General features: G+C 71.1%; 14 protein-coding genes. 4 read left to right on the top strand and 10 right to left on the bottom strand.

What is annotated here, in order from left to right; genetic code table 11:
• Positions 1–42: 42 nt before the first annotated feature.
• Positions 43–741, bottom strand: a complete 699-nt coding sequence (locus BLV01_RS11260) for an aspartate/glutamate racemase family protein (RefSeq protein WP_091798957.1) — start codon at positions 739–741, stop codon at positions 43–45.
• A 133-nt stretch (positions 742–874) separates the two neighbouring features.
• On the opposite strand from BLV01_RS11260, the gene BLV01_RS11255 reads away from it, so the two are divergent.
• Positions 875–2035 carry a metal-dependent hydrolase gene (locus BLV01_RS11255; RefSeq protein ID WP_091798954.1) on the top strand — a complete coding sequence of 387 codons (1161 nt, stop codon included), beginning with the start codon at positions 875–877 and terminating at the stop codon, positions 2033–2035.
• 168 nt (positions 2036–2203) lie between these two features.
• Complete coding sequence (locus BLV01_RS11250) at positions 2204–2710, top strand: PEGA domain-containing protein (RefSeq protein WP_139178621.1); 507 nt, start codon at positions 2204–2206, stop codon at positions 2708–2710.
• Between the two features lie 203 nt (positions 2711–2913).
• On the opposite strand, the gene dusB is transcribed toward BLV01_RS11250, so the two are convergent.
• The 9 genes from dusB to BLV01_RS11205 all read right to left on the bottom strand — a co-directional run bounded on the left by dusB (position 2914) and on the right by BLV01_RS11205 (position 14751).
• Positions 2914–3912 carry a tRNA dihydrouridine synthase DusB gene (gene dusB, locus BLV01_RS11245; RefSeq protein ID WP_091798951.1) on the bottom strand — a complete coding sequence of 333 codons (999 nt, stop codon included), beginning with the start codon at positions 3910–3912 and terminating at the stop codon, positions 2914–2916.
• Between the two features lie 208 nt (positions 3913–4120).
• On the bottom strand, positions 4121–4456 hold the full coding sequence (locus BLV01_RS11240; protein ID WP_091799177.1) for a YegP family protein: 336 nt from the start codon (positions 4454–4456) through the stop codon (positions 4121–4123).
• A gap of 302 nt (positions 4457–4758) precedes the next feature.
• Positions 4759–5880, bottom strand: a complete 1122-nt coding sequence (locus BLV01_RS11235; protein WP_091798948.1) for a PepSY-associated TM helix domain-containing protein — start codon at positions 5878–5880, stop codon at positions 4759–4761.
• 25 nt (positions 5881–5905) lie between these two features.
• On the bottom strand, positions 5906–8026 hold the full coding sequence (locus BLV01_RS11230; RefSeq protein WP_091798945.1) for a TonB-dependent receptor: 2121 nt from the start codon (positions 8024–8026) through the stop codon (positions 5906–5908).
• Positions 8027–8327: 301 nt separating this feature from the next.
• A complete protein-coding gene (locus BLV01_RS11225) occupies positions 8328–9308 on the bottom strand; it encodes a ribokinase (protein WP_091798942.1) in 981 nt (326 codons plus the stop codon).
• Between the two features lie 4 nt (positions 9309–9312).
• The gene (locus tag BLV01_RS11220) at positions 9313–10611 is read right to left on the bottom strand and encodes a NupC/NupG family nucleoside CNT transporter (RefSeq protein WP_091798939.1); all 1299 of its coding nucleotides are present in this window, start codon (positions 10609–10611) and stop codon (positions 9313–9315) included.
• Positions 10612–10957: 346 nt separating this feature from the next.
• A complete protein-coding gene (locus BLV01_RS11215; RefSeq protein WP_175485863.1) occupies positions 10958–12097 on the bottom strand; it encodes a GGDEF domain-containing protein in 1140 nt (379 codons plus the stop codon).
• A gap of 145 nt (positions 12098–12242) precedes the next feature.
• Positions 12243–12833: a TMEM165/GDT1 family protein gene (locus BLV01_RS11210; protein WP_091798933.1), complete on the bottom strand. Its 591-nt coding sequence runs from the start codon at positions 12831–12833 to the stop codon at positions 12243–12245.
• Positions 12834–13809: 976 nt separating this feature from the next.
• Complete coding sequence (locus BLV01_RS11205) at positions 13810–14751, bottom strand: hypothetical protein (RefSeq protein WP_139178620.1); 942 nt, start codon at positions 14749–14751, stop codon at positions 13810–13812.
• A gap of 76 nt (positions 14752–14827) precedes the next feature.
• Between BLV01_RS11205 and BLV01_RS11200 the strand changes: the two genes are divergently transcribed.
• Entirely contained in the window at positions 14828–15793 is a 966-nt protein-coding gene (locus BLV01_RS11200) for a potassium channel beta subunit family protein (protein ID WP_091798928.1), read from the top strand.
• A 363-nt stretch (positions 15794–16156) separates the two neighbouring features.
• Positions 16157–16333, top strand: a complete 177-nt coding sequence (locus BLV01_RS11195) for a hemin uptake protein HemP (protein ID WP_254782612.1) — start codon at positions 16157–16159, stop codon at positions 16331–16333.
• Positions 16334–16391: the final 58 nt, after the last annotated feature.

Raw genomic sequence — 16391 nt, 5'->3', positions numbered from 1 at the left:
GGGGCGGCCCGGCGGCCGGCGCATCCGCCCCAGGCAGATGCGCTATCCCGCCACCGACGCCCGCAACGCCGCCCGCGCCAGCAGCCGGGTCGAATCCAGCGTCGGCAGCGCCGAATTGGCGTCGTCGACGATCAGCGGAATCTCGGTGCAGCCCAGCACCACCGCGTCGCAGCCCTGCGCTTTCAGGTCCTCGATCGCGCCCTGGAAATACGCGACGGTCTCGGGCTCGAACACGCCGTACACCAACTCGTCCATGATCAGCCGCCCGATCCGCTCGCGCTGCGCGGCGCCGGGCCGGACGTACTCCAGGCCCTGCGCGGCCAGCGCGCGCGGGTAGACCTCGCTCTCCACCAGCCACTGCGTGCCGGTCAGCCCGACCCGGCGGAAGCCGCGCGCGCGCGCCTCGCGCGCGACCACCTCGGCGATGTGCAGCCACGGCAGCGGCGAGCGCGGCCGCACGTAGTCCATCGCCTGGTGGATGGTGTTGTCCGGGCAGATCAGCAGCGCGGCGCCGGCGCGTTCGAGCTTGCGCGCCGAGGACAGCATCAGCTCGCCGACGCCGTCGAGGTCGCCGCGCTCCAGGCAGGCGACGTAGTCGGCCAGCGAATGCCCGTGCAGGGCGATGTCGGGATGCGCGTGCGGGCCGAGCAGCGCGGCGGCTTCGGCGCAGATCGTGCGGTAGCACAGCGCCGCGCCTTCCGAGGAGCAGGCGACGATGCCCAGGGGCAGGGGTGCGGTCATGCGGATTCCATGAGGACGCGGCGAGCGGCCGCCTGCGGCCACGATGCGAGCGCCGCCGCGGCCGCGCAAGTCCGCGCGCGCATGCAACGAAAAACAAACACCTTGCGCGGGCCCGCGCCGGTAGCATTCCGCGATGGATTCGCTTACCCAGATCGTGCTCGGCGCCGCGCTGAGCGCCGCCATCGCTCCTGCGCAACACCGCCGCGCGGCCCTGCTGGCCGGCGCGGCGCTGGGCACCTTGCCCGACCTGGACGTCCTGCCGGTCAACCTGCTCACCGACGATCCGGTCGCGCGCATGACCTGGCACCGCAGCATCAGCCACTCGCTGCTGGTGCTGCCGTTCGTGGCCTGGGCGATCTGGGGCTGGTGCCGCGGCCGCGGCGGGCGCGTGGCGCAATCGCCCAAGCGCTGGTTCTGGGCGATGCAGGCCGCGCTGCTGACCCATCCCGTGCTCGACGCCTTCACCGTCTACGGCACCCAGTTGTGGTGGCCGTTGCCGGCGCGGCCGACGATGTGGTCGAGCATCTTCATCATCGACCCGCTCTACACCGTGTGGTTGCTGCTGGCCTGCGTCTGGGCCTGGTTCGCGCGCGCCTCGCGCAGCGCGCAGCCGGCGCTGGCGCTGGGCCTGGCGCTGAGTTCGCTGTACCTGGGCGGCTCGCTGTGGGCCAAGCACCGGGTCGAGCAGGCCGCGCAGCCGGCGCTGGCCGCGCTGGGGCTGGAGAACGCGCCGCGCTTCTCGGTGCCGATGCCGTTCACCACCGCGCTGTGGCGGGTGGTGGCGATGACGCCGGACGGCTATGTCGAGGGCGAGCGCTCGCTGCTGGCCGACCGCGGGCCGATGCATTTCCGCCTGTATCCGTCCGACACCCTGGCCTATTCCCAGGTCAGCGGCTATCCGGCGGTGCACCGGTTGCAGTGGTTCAACCACGGCTTCATGAAGGCCGAGGAACGCGAGGGCCGGCTGGTGCTCAGCGACCTGCGCATGGGCGCCGAGCCGGACTACAACTTCCGTTTCGCGGTGGCCCGGCGCGAAGCCGGCGACTGGCGCGAGATCGCGCCGGAACAACTGCAGTGGCCGTGGGACGCGGCGGCGCGGTTGCCGGCGATGTGGCAGCGGATCTGGCGCGAGCCCGCGCCGCTGCCGCCGGAACATACGGTGGCCGATGTGCGCCGCCTACAGCGGGCCACGGCGATGCGCGCGCGCGCCGGCACCCACGCCCACCCGGGCAGCGAGTTCAGCGGCGAGATGAGCGACGACCTGGGCGGCGGCGAGGCCGCGGCGCCGCGCTAGCCGCGGCGCGCGCGGCGCGGCGGCGAGGCGCTGCCTGCCGCGGGCCGGGGGTGACCGAGGACAGGGTGACAAGCGGCCAGTGTCGGCGGGCGGGCAAATCTGCATAATCGGGCCGCCGCGGCGCCGGACTGCCGCGCTCCCACGTCTCCGCCCCGCCCGAGGTAGGCCATGCCCCCCCTGTTCCTGCGATGGATCGCGCTGCGCCGGATCGCGCTCGCGGCCGTTGTCGTCCTCGCGCTCGCCGCCAGCGGCTGCGCCACCTTCATCCGCGGTTCGACCCAGTCGCTGACCGTCGACAGCCTGCCCGGCGCGGCGACGGTGTCGTTGTCCAACGGCGAACGCTGCACCACCCCGTGCGTGCTCAAGCTCAAGCGCAAGCACCCGGTCGCGGTGGAGCTGTGCAAGCCCGGCTACCGCCAGGCCCTGACCCAGGTGCGTAGCGAGCTCGGCAGCGCCGGCGCGGTGCGCATGGCCGGCAACGCGCTGATCGGCGGCCTGATCGGCGTCGGCGTGGACGCCGCCAGCGGCGCCGCCAAGGACCTCAATCCGAACGTGCTGGCGGTGCTGCTGGTCGAGCAAACGCCCGGCTGCACCACGCCCGCATTCCCGGCGGTGCCGGAAAACGGGCAGACGCCGGAGGAGTACGCGCGCGCGAAGGGCAAGGGCAAGCGCTGATCCGGCGCGCGGCGAACTTCGGGCTCTCGCCGCGACGGATCCAGCGGCGTCGGGCCTGAAGGCCTTCCGACAACCGCGCGCCATCCACCGCAAGCGATTGCGCGAGGAGCCTCAGTCCCGACGCTCTTGTGGGAGGGGGCTTCAGCCCCGACGCTCTCCGCTCAGATCGCGGCGCAATCCCGCATCGAACCCGCCGACTGCGCTCAAGCCGCCGCCGGCAACTCCGGAGCCACCCCAGCCACCAGCGCATCGAAGTAGTCGCGGGTCAGCCGCAGCTGCTGCTCGGCCGATTCGGCGCGGTTGACCACGGCGCGGAAGGCGACGTTCTCCGGCCGGTCCTTGGCGTACCAGCCCAGGTGCTTGCGCGCGATGCGCACGCCGGACACTTCGCCGTAGAACGCGTGCAGGTGTTCGAGGTGGCCCAGCAGCAGGTCGCGCACTTCCGCCAGCGACGGCGGCGCGCGTTCCTCGCCGTGTTCGAGGAAGTGGGCGATCTCGCGGAAGATCCACGGCCGCCCCTGCGCCGCGCGGCCGACCATGACCGCGTCGCAGCCGGTGCGGGCGAGCACCAAGGCGGCCTTGCGCGGCGAATCGATGTCGCCGTTGGCGATCACCGGGATCGACAGCTGCGCCTTGATCGCGGCGATGGTGTCGTACTCGGCGACGCCGGTGTATTGCTGGTCGCGGGTGCGCCCGTGCACCGCCAGCGCGGCGATGCCGGATTGCTCGGCGATGCGCGCGATCAGCGGCGCGTTGCGTTGGTCGTGGTCCCAGCCGGTGCGGATCTTGAGCGTGACCGGCACGTCCACGGCCGCGACCACCGCTTCCAGGATCTTCGCCACCAGCTCGGGCTCGCGCATCAGGGCCGAGCCGGCCCAGGCGTTGCAGACCTTCTTGGCCGGGCAGCCCATGTTGATGTCGACGATCTGCGCGCCGTGATCGACGTTGTAGCGCGCCGCCTCGGCCATGATCTGCGGCACCGTGCCGGCGATCTGCACGCTGATCGGGGCGGGCTCGCCGGCGTGGTCCATGCGGTGGCGCGACTTGGCCGTGGTCCAGAAGCGCGGGTCGCTGGTGGTCATCTCCGACACGCACAGCCCCGCGCCCAGGCGCTTGCACAGCACCCGGAACGGCTTGTCGGTGACGCCCGCCATCGGGGCGAGGATCACCCGGGGGGCGATGGAGTGGGGGCCGATGCGCATGTGCGCATTGTAAGCAACCCGTCCGGGGCGGCCCGGCGCGAGCGGGCGCGCCGAGGGAGCGTTGCGGCGCCGGACGCGCCGGCGCGGGCCTTCGCAGGGAGCGGACGCCGCGAGCCCGGCGCCGGACCGGCCGGCGCCTGACGCCGCTGCCGGTCCACCTCGGGGCGGACCGGCGCGAGGCCGGAACCGCGCCCGAACGACGCCGGCCTCAGGGCGCGGTGTCTTCGACCTTCAGCGACGGCCCGTTTTCCTTGACCGAGGCGATGCCGCCGTCGCGGCCGCTGGCGTCCTTGTACATCTGGCTGTTGCCGATGGGCTGGCCATTGCTCGCGGTGAGCAGGAAATACAGCCGGCCGTCGGCGGCGTTCTTGCGCTCGTAGCGCGCGTCGATCTGGCTGTTCTTGCGCACCGACTCGATGCCTTCCAGCGCCGAGGCCTTCTGCTTGTAGCCCTCGCTGGAGAGGATCACCTGGCCGTTGCCGGCCTTGAGCACGAAGTGGAACTGCCCGTTGCTCTGCTTGCTGATGACGTACTTGCCTGCCATGTCCGATCCCTCGAGTTTGGCGCCGCCGCGGCGGCGGGTGTGGCGGTGTGGATGCACGCGCATAAGACGTACACGAGCTTAGAACGCGCTCGTGAAGCCGGACCGGACGGGAACGGGCGATGCGGGGACGAAACACCCGCAAGATTTTTCTGCGCCGGAAAGCCGCGGCGGCGCTTTTGTGGGAGGGCCTTCAGGCCCGACGCTCTTGTGTCAGTCTGCGGCGATCCGACACAAGAGCGTCGGGCCTGAAGGCCCTCCCACAAAAGCCCAAGCGGTTCGCCAAGGCGGGCAACCGGGCCCGCTCAGCGCCCGCGCCGGCGCCGCCAGAACAGGAAGCCGGTGACCAACAGCAACGGAGGCGCCAGCCCGGTCAGCGCGATCAGCAGCTGCCATGCCCGCCCGCCGACGAAACCGCCGTGCAGCGGATACAGCGCCTCGTACGCGCGCGCGCCGGGGCCTTGCCGGGTCGCGTCACGCGTGCCCAGCAGCGCGCCGCGGTAGGGATCGATCCAGACCATGCTGCGCCCGACCGGATGCCACTCGTCGAGCGCGCGCGCGCGGATCGTCACCAGGCCGCTGTCCTTCTTCGGCAGGCCGATCCGGCGCAGCTGCGCGCCGGGAATCGGCCCGTCCGCGGCCACCGCCGCGTCGGCCGCACGCAAGGTCGCGGCCCAGTCGATCCGCGCGTCCGCCCGCGCCGCGAGCTTCGGCGGCTTCGCCGGTTCGCCCTCGGAAAACGCGGCGCGCAGGGCGCTGCGGGCGATCTCGTCGTAGACCATCGCGGTGCCGGTGACCGCCGCCAGCAAGGTCAGCGGCAACAGCCACAGGCCCAGGCCGCGGTGCCAGCTGAACCAGCGCCGGGTCGGCGGCCCGCGATGCCACTTCAGGCTCGCCGCCAGCGCCGACCAGCGCGGCCACCACAGATACAGGCCGCTGAGCAGCAGGAACACCGCGGCGAGGCCGACGCCGCCGAGCACCTGCTCGCCGCCCTTGCCGGCCAGCAGATGGGTGTGCCAGTCGCGCAGCCACAGGACCAGGTCGTTGCCGGTGTTGCGGGTCAGCAGCAGTTCGCCGCTGGCCGGGTCGAAGTAGCGCCGCTCGTTGTCGGGGAAATAGCCCTGCCACACCGGCAACTGCGGCGAGGGCAGGTCGAGCGAGGTCATGCCCTGGCCCTGCCAGTGGGCGACGATCCGCGCCAGCGCCTGCGCGCGCTGCTGCGGCGCGATGTCGGCATCGCGCTGCAGTTGCGGGTAGGCCCACAGCGCCAGCTCGCGCTGGAACGCCAGCACCGTGCCCGACAGCGCGACCAGCGCGAACGAGGTGCCCAGGGTCAGTCCCAGCCACAGGTGCAGCCACTTCAAGGCCGCGCGCAGGCGGCGCGGCTTGGGCGTGTGCGGGGCGGGAGCGGCCTGGCTGGAATTCATGGCTCGGCGTGGGCGATGGCGGCGATCAGAACCGGTGCGACCAGCTCAGGTTGAGCACGCGCCCGCGTCCGGCCACGTAGGTGTCGTTGCGCGGCGTGCTCTGCGAGTAGTAGGTGATGTACTGCTCGTCGAACAGGTTCTCGACGCCGACGTTGAGCTGGCCCAGCGGCAGCTTGAACCGGCCCTGCAGGTCGACGGTGGTGTAGCCGTCGGTGCTGGCCACGCGCACGCCCTTGGCGTCGAAGTCGCGGTCGATCGCGCGGCTGCCCTGCAGGCGGGTCGAGAACCAGTCGTTCCAGGTCTGGTCCCAGAACGCGGTGATGCGGTTGGGGCTGATGTTGATGCCGGGCAGGTCGGAATCGACGCGGTCGTCGCCGTCGCTGTCGTAGCGGCCCTTGCCGCGCGCGTAGCCCACGCCGGCGCGGCCGGCGTCGGAGAATTGGAACGCGACGTTGCCCTCGATGCCGCGGATCTCGGTGCGCTCGCGCACGACGAAGTAGCTCTGGGTGTTGCGGTCGAACGCCAGGCGCGAGCCGAGGTCGGAATCGGACCAGTACGCGGCCAGGTGCGCCAGCCAGCGGCCGTTGTCGAAGTCCACGCCGATCTCGCGGTTGTCCGACACCACCGGCGACAGGTCGACCAGCTGGTCCACGCTCTGGTTCGGCGTGGTGATGCCGCGCAGCACCCGGCCGATGTCGGCGACGGTGTAGCCCTCCGAATACGAGGCGTAGAACTTCAGCGCGTCGCTGGCTTCGAACACGATGCCGTAGTTGGGCAGGGTTTCGCGGGTCTTGGGCGAGCCGCCGCGGACGAAGCGGCTGCCGCCGGCGTTGGACGGGATGGTGGTGAAGTCGCCGACCTCCAGCGTGCCGCGCTCGTGGCGCACGCCGGCGGTCAGCATGAGCTTGTCGGCCACCCACCACTCGGCCTGCACGAACGGCGACCAGGATTCGTAGGTGGTCTGCGGCACCCACTTGAGTTTGGCCACCACCAGTTCCTGGTAGGTCTTGTCGCGGTTCCAGTCCAGGCCGAAGGTCGCGCGCAGGCGCTGGCCGAACAGGTTGTCGCGCGACCAGCCGAACTTGCCGCCGATCTTCTCCGACACGTTCTGCGACTGGTCCCACCAATGCGGGTCGCGGCCGTCGCGCCAGAAGTCTTCCCAGTCGGTGGCGCCGTACAGGCCGTTGAAGTCGACCCAGAACAACTGCGCGTTGAAGTAGCCGCCGGCCAGCGACTTGTCGGTGTAGTCCAGCACCACCGAGGTCGAGCGGTTCTGCGCGCCGCGGCCCTCGCGGCTGCCGCGCGCGGAGGTCGCGAGCCGGCCGGTGCGGATGTCGCCGTTGACGGTGATGTAGTCGTTGTTGCCGCGCAGCTGGTAGCGGTTGGCGGTCAGCTGCAGGCGCTTGTCTTCGTCGATGTCCCAGCCGGCCTTGGCGAACAGGTTGTAGCTGCGCGCGTCCATCAGGTCGCCCTGGATGTCGTTGACCGCGATCGCATCGCCGTTGCCGTCATAGAACAGCCCTTCGCTGGCGTAGGAGGCGCCGCCGACGAAGTCGACGTCGCCGCTGCGGGCGCCGAACACGTAGGAGGCGCGGTAGCCGACGCTGTCGCTTTGGTTCGGCAGCGCGCTGCTGACGCCGACGTTGACGTCCTGGAAGGTCTGCCCGTCCTGGCGCGGCGCGCGCTTGGTGATGATGTTGATGATGCCGCCCGAGGCGCCCAGGCCCTGCAGCGCGTTGGCGCCGTGGATGACCTCGATGCGCTCGATCATCGCCGGATCGATGGTGTGGCCGTCGCGGCCGCCTTCGCGCAGGGGCGTGGACTGCGGCACGCCGTCGACCAGGTACAGCGGCTTGCGCCCGCGCAGGGTCTCGCCGCCGTTGGTCAGCTTCTGCCGCGAGGGCGAGAACGACGGGATCAGGTTGGCGAGGATCTGCGACACGTCCTGGGTCACCGCCAGCTGCTGCTTGAGCTGCTCGGCGTCGATCACGGTGATGGTGTTGGCCAGCGCCGCTTCCGAGTTGGGGGTGCGGCTGGTGCTGGCCGAGACGGTGACGCGATCGAGGTCCTTGGCCTCCTCGGCCTGGGCGATGGGCGCGACGAGGACGGCCAGCACGGCGCTGGCGAGGAACTGGGGACGGAGCATGGGGAGGACGGCCTGGGAACTGCGACAGGGATCGCATGTTAATGCGAACCATTCTCAGATCAAAGGCCGGGCTGGGCGGGCAGCCGGGTCGCGCGGGTGGGGATTGGTCCGAAAAGTCCGCGATATCAGCCGCTTAGAGGCCGGAAAAACGACTGTGGGAGGGCCTTCAGGCCCGACGCTTTCCGCCCAGATCGCTGCGACCTGGGACGAAAGCGTCGGGCCTGAAGGCCCTCCCACAAAAGCGTTCAGGCCGAATTTCCGGTCCGACAGGGCCGGGCCAGTGGCCCGAACCCTCAACGAATCAACCGAATCGCGCCCGCACCTGCGCATCGCGCGGCATCGCCGCCGCCGCGCCGGCGCGCTCGGTCGACAGGCCGGCGAAGCGCACCGCGTAACGCACGTGTTCGGCGAACGGCGCCTGCGCATCGCGCGCCAGCGCCGCCGCCAGCGCGCCGTTGAAGGCATCGCCCGCGCCGGTGGTGTCGGTCGCTTTCACCGCCGCGGCTTCGACCCGGTAGCAAGCCTGCGCGTCGCCGCGCAGCGCGCCGTCGGCATGGGAGACGAAGCAGCCCGATTTGCCCAGGGTGATCACCACGCTGCCGTGCGCGAGCAACTGCCGGCAGTGCGCGTGCAGCGCCGCGTCGTCGAGGCCGGCGAGGGCGTCGGGGTCGAGCGCGGCACCGCCGCGGCGCTGCAGTTGCGCGCAGAACTCGGTCTCGTTCGGCGTGGCCACGTCGGTCAGCGCCCACAGCGCGTCGCTGGCGAGCGCGTCGGCCGGGGCCGGGTTGAGCAAGGTCAGTCCGCCGGCATCGCGCGCGCGCGCGAACGCGGCGATCGCCGATTCCAGCGGGGTTTCCAGCTGGGTCAGCGCGACCTGGGCGGCGTCCAGCGCCGTCGCGTGCTCGCCGACGAAGGCCGGCGACAGCTCGGCATTGGCGCCGGGGCCGATCACGATGGTGTTGCGGCCGTCGGCATCGACGTAGATGCCGGCGGTGCCGGTCGGCGCGCCGCTGCGCAGGTCGCGCAGGTCGATGCCGTCGCCGGCGGCGAGCGCGCGCGCCAGTTGGCCGCCGGCGTCCTCGCCCAGCGCGCACACGAACGCGGTCGCCGCGCCCGCGCGCGCCGCCGCGGTGGCCTGGTTGAAGCCCTTGCCGCCGGGGCCGGTGTGGTAGCTGCCGGCGAGGGTCTCGCCCGGACGCGGCAGCGCGGCCAGCGCCCACACGTGATCGACGTTGAACGAGCCGACGACGACGACGCGGCCGTGGGTGGAATCGGTGCTCATGCGCTTACGAGGCGAAGTGGGTCAGCACGCCGGCGATGGTCGCGGTCATGAAGGTGGCGATCGAGCCGCCCAGCACCGCGCGCAGGCCGAAGCGGGCCAGGTCCTGGCGGCGCTCCGGGGCGAGCCCGCCGATGCCGCCGATCTGGATCGCGATCGAGGAGAAGTTGGCGAAGCCGCACAGCGCGTAGGTCGCGATCAGCCGGCCCTCGTCGCTCAGGCTCACGCCGGCGACCTTGCCGTTCACGATGTCGGCCAGGTGGGTGTAGGCGACGAACTCGTTGAGCACGACCTTCTCGCCGATCAGGCCGCCGACCACGTTGGCGTCGGCCCACGGGGTACCGATCACCCAGGCGATCGGCGCCAGCACGAAGCCGAGGATGGTCGACAGGCTGGTCGGCTTGCCGATCGCCGCGGCCAGGCCGGTGTGCTCGCCGATCCAGGTCAGCGGCGCGTTGATCAGCGCCATCAGGGCGATGAAGGCCAGCAGCATCGCGCCGATGTTCAGCGCCAGGCGCAGGCCGTCGCCGGCGCCCGCGGCGGCGGCGTCGATGATGTTGGCGGTGTTCTTTTCCACTTCCATCTTGATCGTGCCGCGGGTCAGCGGCTCGCCGGTTTCCGGGACCAGGATCTTGGCGATCACCAGCGTCGCCGGCGCGGCCATGATCGAGGCCGCCAGCAGGTGCTTGGCGTAGAAGGCCTGGGCCTCGGGGTCGCCGGCGCCGAGCATGCCGACATAGGCCGCGAGCACGCCGCCGGCGATGTGGGCCATGCCGCCGATCATCATCGTGATCAGCTCCGACTCGGTCATCTTCGGAATGTAGGGGCGCACGGTCAGCGGCGCCTCGGTCTGGCCGATGAACACGCTGGCGCAGACGCTGGTGGTCTCCGCGCCGGACACGCGCATGACCTTGGTGATCGCCCAGGCCATCGCCCGCACCACCGCCTGCATCACGCCCAGGTGGTAGAGCACGCCCATCAGCGCCGAGAAGAAGATGATCGTCGGCAGCACCTGGAAGGCGAAGATGAAGCCGAATTTGCTCACGTCCATGAGGTCGCCGAAGATGAACTTCGAGCCGGCGCCGACGAATTCCAGCACGTGCACGAAGCCCTTGCCGATGGCGTCGAACACGTCCTTGCCGCCGGGCACCAGCAGCACCACCGCGGCGAAGGCGATCTGCAGGGTGATGCCGGTGGCGACCAGCTTCCAGTCCACCGAGCGGCGGTTGACCGAGAACACCCAGGCGATGGCGACGAGCACCGCCAGACCGAACAGGCCGAAGCCCACGCGCGAAATCGAATCCACTCCACTCTCCCCGGGCGCCGGAGTCCCGGCGGCTTTAGACGTCTAATAGTTAGTCGGCGCAGCCTAGTGGCAGCGGGCGTCAGCAGCAAGCCGCGGCGCAGCGCAGGACGCGAAAACCGCGGATTTTAGCGGGCCGGCGGGCCGATGGGGCGAACCGGGATCGGCCGGCGCGGCCGGCGGCGGTTCGGCGCGCGCGCCGCGCAAGGCTGGAAAGCGGCGAAAACCGCGGCGCGGCGCGGCGGGCGGCGGCGTTCGCGCGGCGCAGGCGCGCCGGATCGGGCGAATCGGCCGGCGCCGGCCGGATCAGCCCGAATCGGGCCAAATCGTTCAGCCGCCCGCGCGGCGGTCAAAGATCGCGCGCCACCACCCGGTTGCGGCCGGATTGCTTGGCCCGCTGCAGGCGCAGGTCGGCGCGGCGCAGCAGCCGCGACAGATCGCCGCCCTCCTGCGGGAAGGTCACCAGGCCGGCGCTGAAGCTCAGCCACAGCGGCTCGGCGCCGCGGCCGGGCTCGAACGGGCGCTCGGCGACGCTGCGGCGGATCGCGTCGACTTCCTCGAACGCGGTGCCCAGCGGCTTGCGCATCACCAGCAGGAATTCGCCGCCCGACAGCCGCACCAGCCATTCGCTGGGCTCGGCCTGCTCGCGCAGCACCGCCACCAGGTGGCGCAGGCTGCGGTCGCCGAGGCGGTGGCCGTAGTCGTCGTTGATGCGCTTGAAGTGGTCCAGGTCGATCAGCGCCAGGGTCAGGCTGCCGCCGTCGCGGCGCACCGCGTCGAACAGGCGCGGGATGCGGTGGGTCAGCCAGGTCCGGTTCGGCAGCCGGGTCAGGCCGTCGGTGCCGGACATCTCGATCAAGCGCTGCATGCGGTAGACGACCATCGAGGTCGCCACCGTCATCATCGCCAGCAGCACCAGCCGCTGGGTCTGGCTGCCGACGGTGACCGCGCCGTAGTCGCTGGACATCAGGTCCTCGGGCGAGCCGGCGGCGGCGAACACCCACAGCGCCAGCAGGCCGTACTGCAGCAGCGCCAGCACGCCCGCGAACAGGGTCACCCGGCCGTCGCTGCGCAGCGCGGTCATCAGGATCGCCAGCAGGTAGCCGCACCACACGATCAGGCTGTTGAGCCCGGCCGGCAGGTGCTGCACCGCCAGCATCGCCAGCACCGCGGTGGTGGCGGTGACGTCGAAGGCGGCGGTGCAGAACGGCAGCCAGCGGTAGCGGCGCTGGCGCCGTGCCAGCGCCAGCCACAGTTGCGAGAACACGTTGACGAACACCGCCCCGCTCAGGCCGATCAGGGTCTCCTTGACGCTGCCGCCGCCGAGCGCGTTGAACAGCGGCAACAGCAGCAGCATCGCCGCCAGCACCGCGCGCAGCCGCGCCACCAGCAGTTCGCCGCCGGCGCCGATCTCGAGCATGATTTCGTCCGGCCGCGACAGCAGCGCGATCAGCACGCTGCGCATCCGTCCGCCTACGCCCTGGTACATCCCCGTCCGTTCCTCCCTGCGGCCCCGCGCGAGCATAGCGCGAGAGCGGCCCGCCGCCGCGCGCACGGCGGCGCGATTCGCGCCGGCGGGCGCGGCTCCGGCGATGGCCGGTCGCGCGCCCGCCGCCCGGGACGGCGCCGGGGGTTCAGCCGATGCCGCGGATCGCCACCCACAAGGCCAGCGCGGCGAACACGGCCGCGGCGACGAACCGGGCGGTCTTCAGCGGCAGGCGGTCGGCGAAGCGGGCGCCGAGCAGGGCGACCGGGACATTGGCCAGCAACATGCCGACGGTGGTGCCGACGATCACCGCCCACAGCGGCTCGTAGCGGGTCGCCAGCAACACCGTGGCGACCTGGGTCTTGTCGCCGATCTCGGCGAAGAAGAACGCGATGGTGGTGGCGATGAAGGCGCCGCGCGCGGAGAACTGGGTTTCGCCCTCGTCGAGCTTGTCCGGCTTGAGCGTCCACAGCGCCACCGCCAGGAAGCTCGCGGCGACCACCCAGCGCAGGATCTCGGGCTTGAGGAACGCGGCGACCAGGGTGCCGAACCAGGCCGCGAGCGCGTGGTTGAGCAGGGTGGCCAGCAGGATGCCGAGGATGATCGGCACCGGCTTGCGGAAGCGCGCGGCCAGCAGCAGGGCCAGCAACTGCGTCTTGTCGCCGATTTCGGCGAGCGCGACGGTACCGGTGGACACGGCGGAGGCGACGACCCAGGCCGGGAAGTGGGACAGATCCATGAGAACTCCAGGGTCGGGCATTCGCGTGGACGCGAAGGCAAACGCCGCACGGCCCGACCCGGGTACGCGCAACGCCTGCCTTCGGTCTTGCCCGTGGTCGCTGGCTCGAGGTCGAAAGACGCTCGCGCTGGCTGCCGCTCATGCGCCATGGCCTGCTGGCCAAGTGTGTTGACGCATGCCCCCGCGAGCTTGCGCCGGCGGGTGGACTACTCCCCGGAGGAGGAAAGTGTGCGCATTGTAGCCATGTCGGGCGGGGTGTGCAGCAAATGAGAGGCTTTCGCGGTTGGGGCGGTTGGGGCGGTTGGGGCGGACGAAGCGTGCGAGATGGGCTGGACGGGCGAGGTTGTTGGGCTGGGGGGCGGTTGGGATGATTTAGCGGTTGGGGCGGTGCGTGAGGCGGGGGAGCACCGAGTCGGTCGATCGCGCTGCTCACGGCGGCGGCGTGGCTGTTCGGCTGTATCGCCGCGGACGCGCGACGTAGACGCATTGCGACACACGCTCACACCCCGTCATTCCGGCTAAAGCCGGAATCCATTTTGATCTTGCTGTTGCTTTCGTCGTTATCGCTGTGGCGCGTGACGACAAGCGGCAATCAAGAGCTTTCGTCCGCAAGCGGCCGAGTTGCTTTCTTTTGGCAGCGCGCCAAAAGAAAGTAACCAAAGAAAAACGCTTGTCTAAAGTCACAAGCCACTAAGTCCAGCACCGGACGCAGGGATGTGCCGTAAGGGGCATCCTGCCCCTACGGCGCACGCGCGCATCCATGCGCGCGCCCTCCGGGTCTGCAGGGCTTGCGCGGGAGTTCAGGGGACGAGTAGGAGCAACAGCAACAACAACGTGGATTCCGGCTTTCGTCGGAATGACGGGGCGAGATGTTGCGGGCGCGGCTTTTGGATGAAAGAGCGTTGGTGCGCGGCGTCGACGTTGCGCAAAGCCGCTGCGCAAAGCCGGCGCTAGGCGAGTGACTGGCAGCGCACGGTCACTGCGAGCAGGCCGGGGTTTCGCCGCCGTCTTCGGCATACAACGCCGCGAAGCTCGCCGGCATCACCCGCGGCATCCGCTGCAACGGCGTTTTCACCGCGGCGAAGTAGTCGCGCTGCCATTGCGCCGCCAGCGCGGCGGCGGCGGGTTCCAGGCCGGCGTCGCGCGAGGCCGGCGGATCGGGCGGGTTGCCGCTGAGCCGCGCCACCAGCAAACGCATCGCCCGCGCCTTGGTCGGGTCGTCGGCGATCAGGCCGGTGATCGGCGAGGAGTTGTCGCTATAGGCGGTCATCAGGTCGAACAGCGCCGGGGTGTAGCCGGCTTCGAACGAGAGCTGCAGCAGGTTGCCGGCTTCGGCGCGCCAGCGGTCGAATTCGGGCGTGGCGAGGTGGGAGTAGTCCAGCAGCACCGAATCGCCGCGCGCGTAGCGGTACATCGCCTCGGGCTCGCCGGCCAGCGCGGCCTGGCGCAGGTAGCGGTTGCCCTGGCGCCAGGCGTCGTTCTGCGCGCCGCGGCATTCGGCGATCAGCTGGTGCGCGCGGTCTTCCATCCGCGCCATGTAAGCGCGCTGTTCCGGCGCCAGGCTCGCGCTGGCGTTCTGCTCGGCGCCGGCGAGGATCTGCTGCGCGGCGGAGGTGTCGGCGCAGCGCAGCAGGTCGACGCCGAGCTGGCAGGCGGCGCGGCTGTCGCCGGCGTCGGCGCGCTGGCGCAGTTCGTCTTGCCGGCGTTGGCGATAACCGATTTGGGCCGGATCGGGCGGGCGCGAGGCCGCGGCTATCGGTGCGGCCGCCGGCGGCGTCGCGACCGCAGCCGATGCGCTCGCGGCTTTCGCCGGCGCGCTCGCGTCCGCCGCGCCGCGCGCGCGCCACCACTGCCAGCCCGACCAGGCGATCGCGGCCGCGGCCGCCGTCGCGAGCAAGGCCCGGGTACCGGAATTCATCGCCTGCCGCCGTTCCTGGTCGCTGCGTTCATCGGCGTAGCATGCCCGCAATCGATCATCGGATTGGAGGCTTGTTATGCAATACCGTCGACTGGGTTCGTCCGGCCTGCAGGTTTCGGCGCTGTCGTTCGGCGCCTGGGTCACCTTCGGCGCGCAGATCGGCCGCGACACCGCGCGCGAATTGATCGCCGCGGCCTGGGACCACGGGGTCAATTTCTTCGACAACGCCGAGGGCTACGCCAACGGCGAGGCCGAGCGGGTCATGGGCGAGGCGATCGCCGAACTGCGCCTGCCGCGCGACGGCTATTGCGTGTCGAGCAAGGTGTTCTTCGGCGCCGAAGCCGAGCCGCGGCCGACCCAGCGCGGCCTGTCGCGCAAGCATGTGGTCGAGGCCTGCCACGCCGCGCTCAAGCGGCTGCGGGTGGAGCACCTGGACCTGTATTTCTGCCACCGCCCCGATCCGGACACGCCGGTGGAGGAGACGGTGCGGGCGATGGATGCGCTGGTGCGCCAGGGCAAGGTGCTGTACTGGGGCACGTCGGAATGGCCGGCGGCGCTGATCCGCGAAGCGCACAAGATCGCCCGCGCCCATCACCTGCAGCCGCCGAGCATGGAGCAGCCGCAGTACAACCTGCTGCATCGCGAGCGGGTCGAGCTGGAGTACGCGCCGCTGTACGCCGAACTCGGCCTGGGCGCGACGATCTGGTCGCCGCTGGCCTCGGGCCTGTTGACCGGCAAGTACCGCGGCGGCTTCGAAGGCGAGAGCCGGCTCGGCCACTCGGACAAGGAGTGGCTGCGGCGGGTCGCGGTCGGCGATTCCGGGCAGCGCCGGCTGCAGCGGGTGACGGCGTTCGTGCAGCTGGCCGAGGAACTGGGCGTGGCGCCGGCTTCGCTGGCGATCGCCTGGTGCCTGCGCAATCCGCACGTGTCCACCGCGATCCTCGGCGCGAGCCGGGTCGAGCAGTTGCTGCAGAACCTGCAGGCGCTGGAAGTGAAGCTGGACGACGCGGCGTGGCAGCGGGTCGAAGCCGCCACGAGCTGAGCGAGGGCTTCGGAGCCTGCCTGGTGGGGCTGCGTGAGCCGCGACTGCGCCGATCCGGCTGCGGCGCAAGCCGGCCATCGACGTCGGGCAGCAGGTCTGGCGGCATCCCGGGGTAGGGCGCTGGCGGCGCAGTTGTGTTGGCGCGGTCGCGGCTCGCGCCGCTCCTGCAGGGGCTGCGGGCGGCCGACGAGCGGTGCGACGAGGTACGCAAATTCATGCAATCGCGTGTTGACTGGCAAATGAGAATCATTATCATCATTCGGGAGCCCACCCCCCGAACGAGTCGCTGCCATGTCTCTGCGCAACCCCGTGCTGCAGTTGAAGCCCCGTACTGATCGTTCCCTGGCCGTCGTCGTCCCGCCGGTGGCGGCGGTCGCGCCGGCCGCCGCGGCGGCCTCGGCCGTCGTCGCCGCCGCCCAGGGCGGACTGGTCGAAAGCGCCGCGCTGCTGCGCGGTGCGCGCGAAGTCCTGATCCGCCACGGCGGCGAGGTCTATCGCCTGCGCCATACCCGCAACGACAAGCTGATCCTGACCAAGTAACCCCGCGTACGGCGCGCCTCCCGCCAAGCCCGCTCAGCAACATCCCCTCCCACGTCGG

It is taken from the genome of Lysobacter sp. yr284, from assembly GCF_900107375.1.
In the GTDB taxonomy this organism is placed as follows: domain Bacteria; phylum Pseudomonadota; class Gammaproteobacteria; order Xanthomonadales; family Xanthomonadaceae; genus Lysobacter.
The sequence above is the reverse complement of the archived record's forward strand: the minus strand, read 5'-3'. Positions and strand labels throughout refer to the sequence as shown.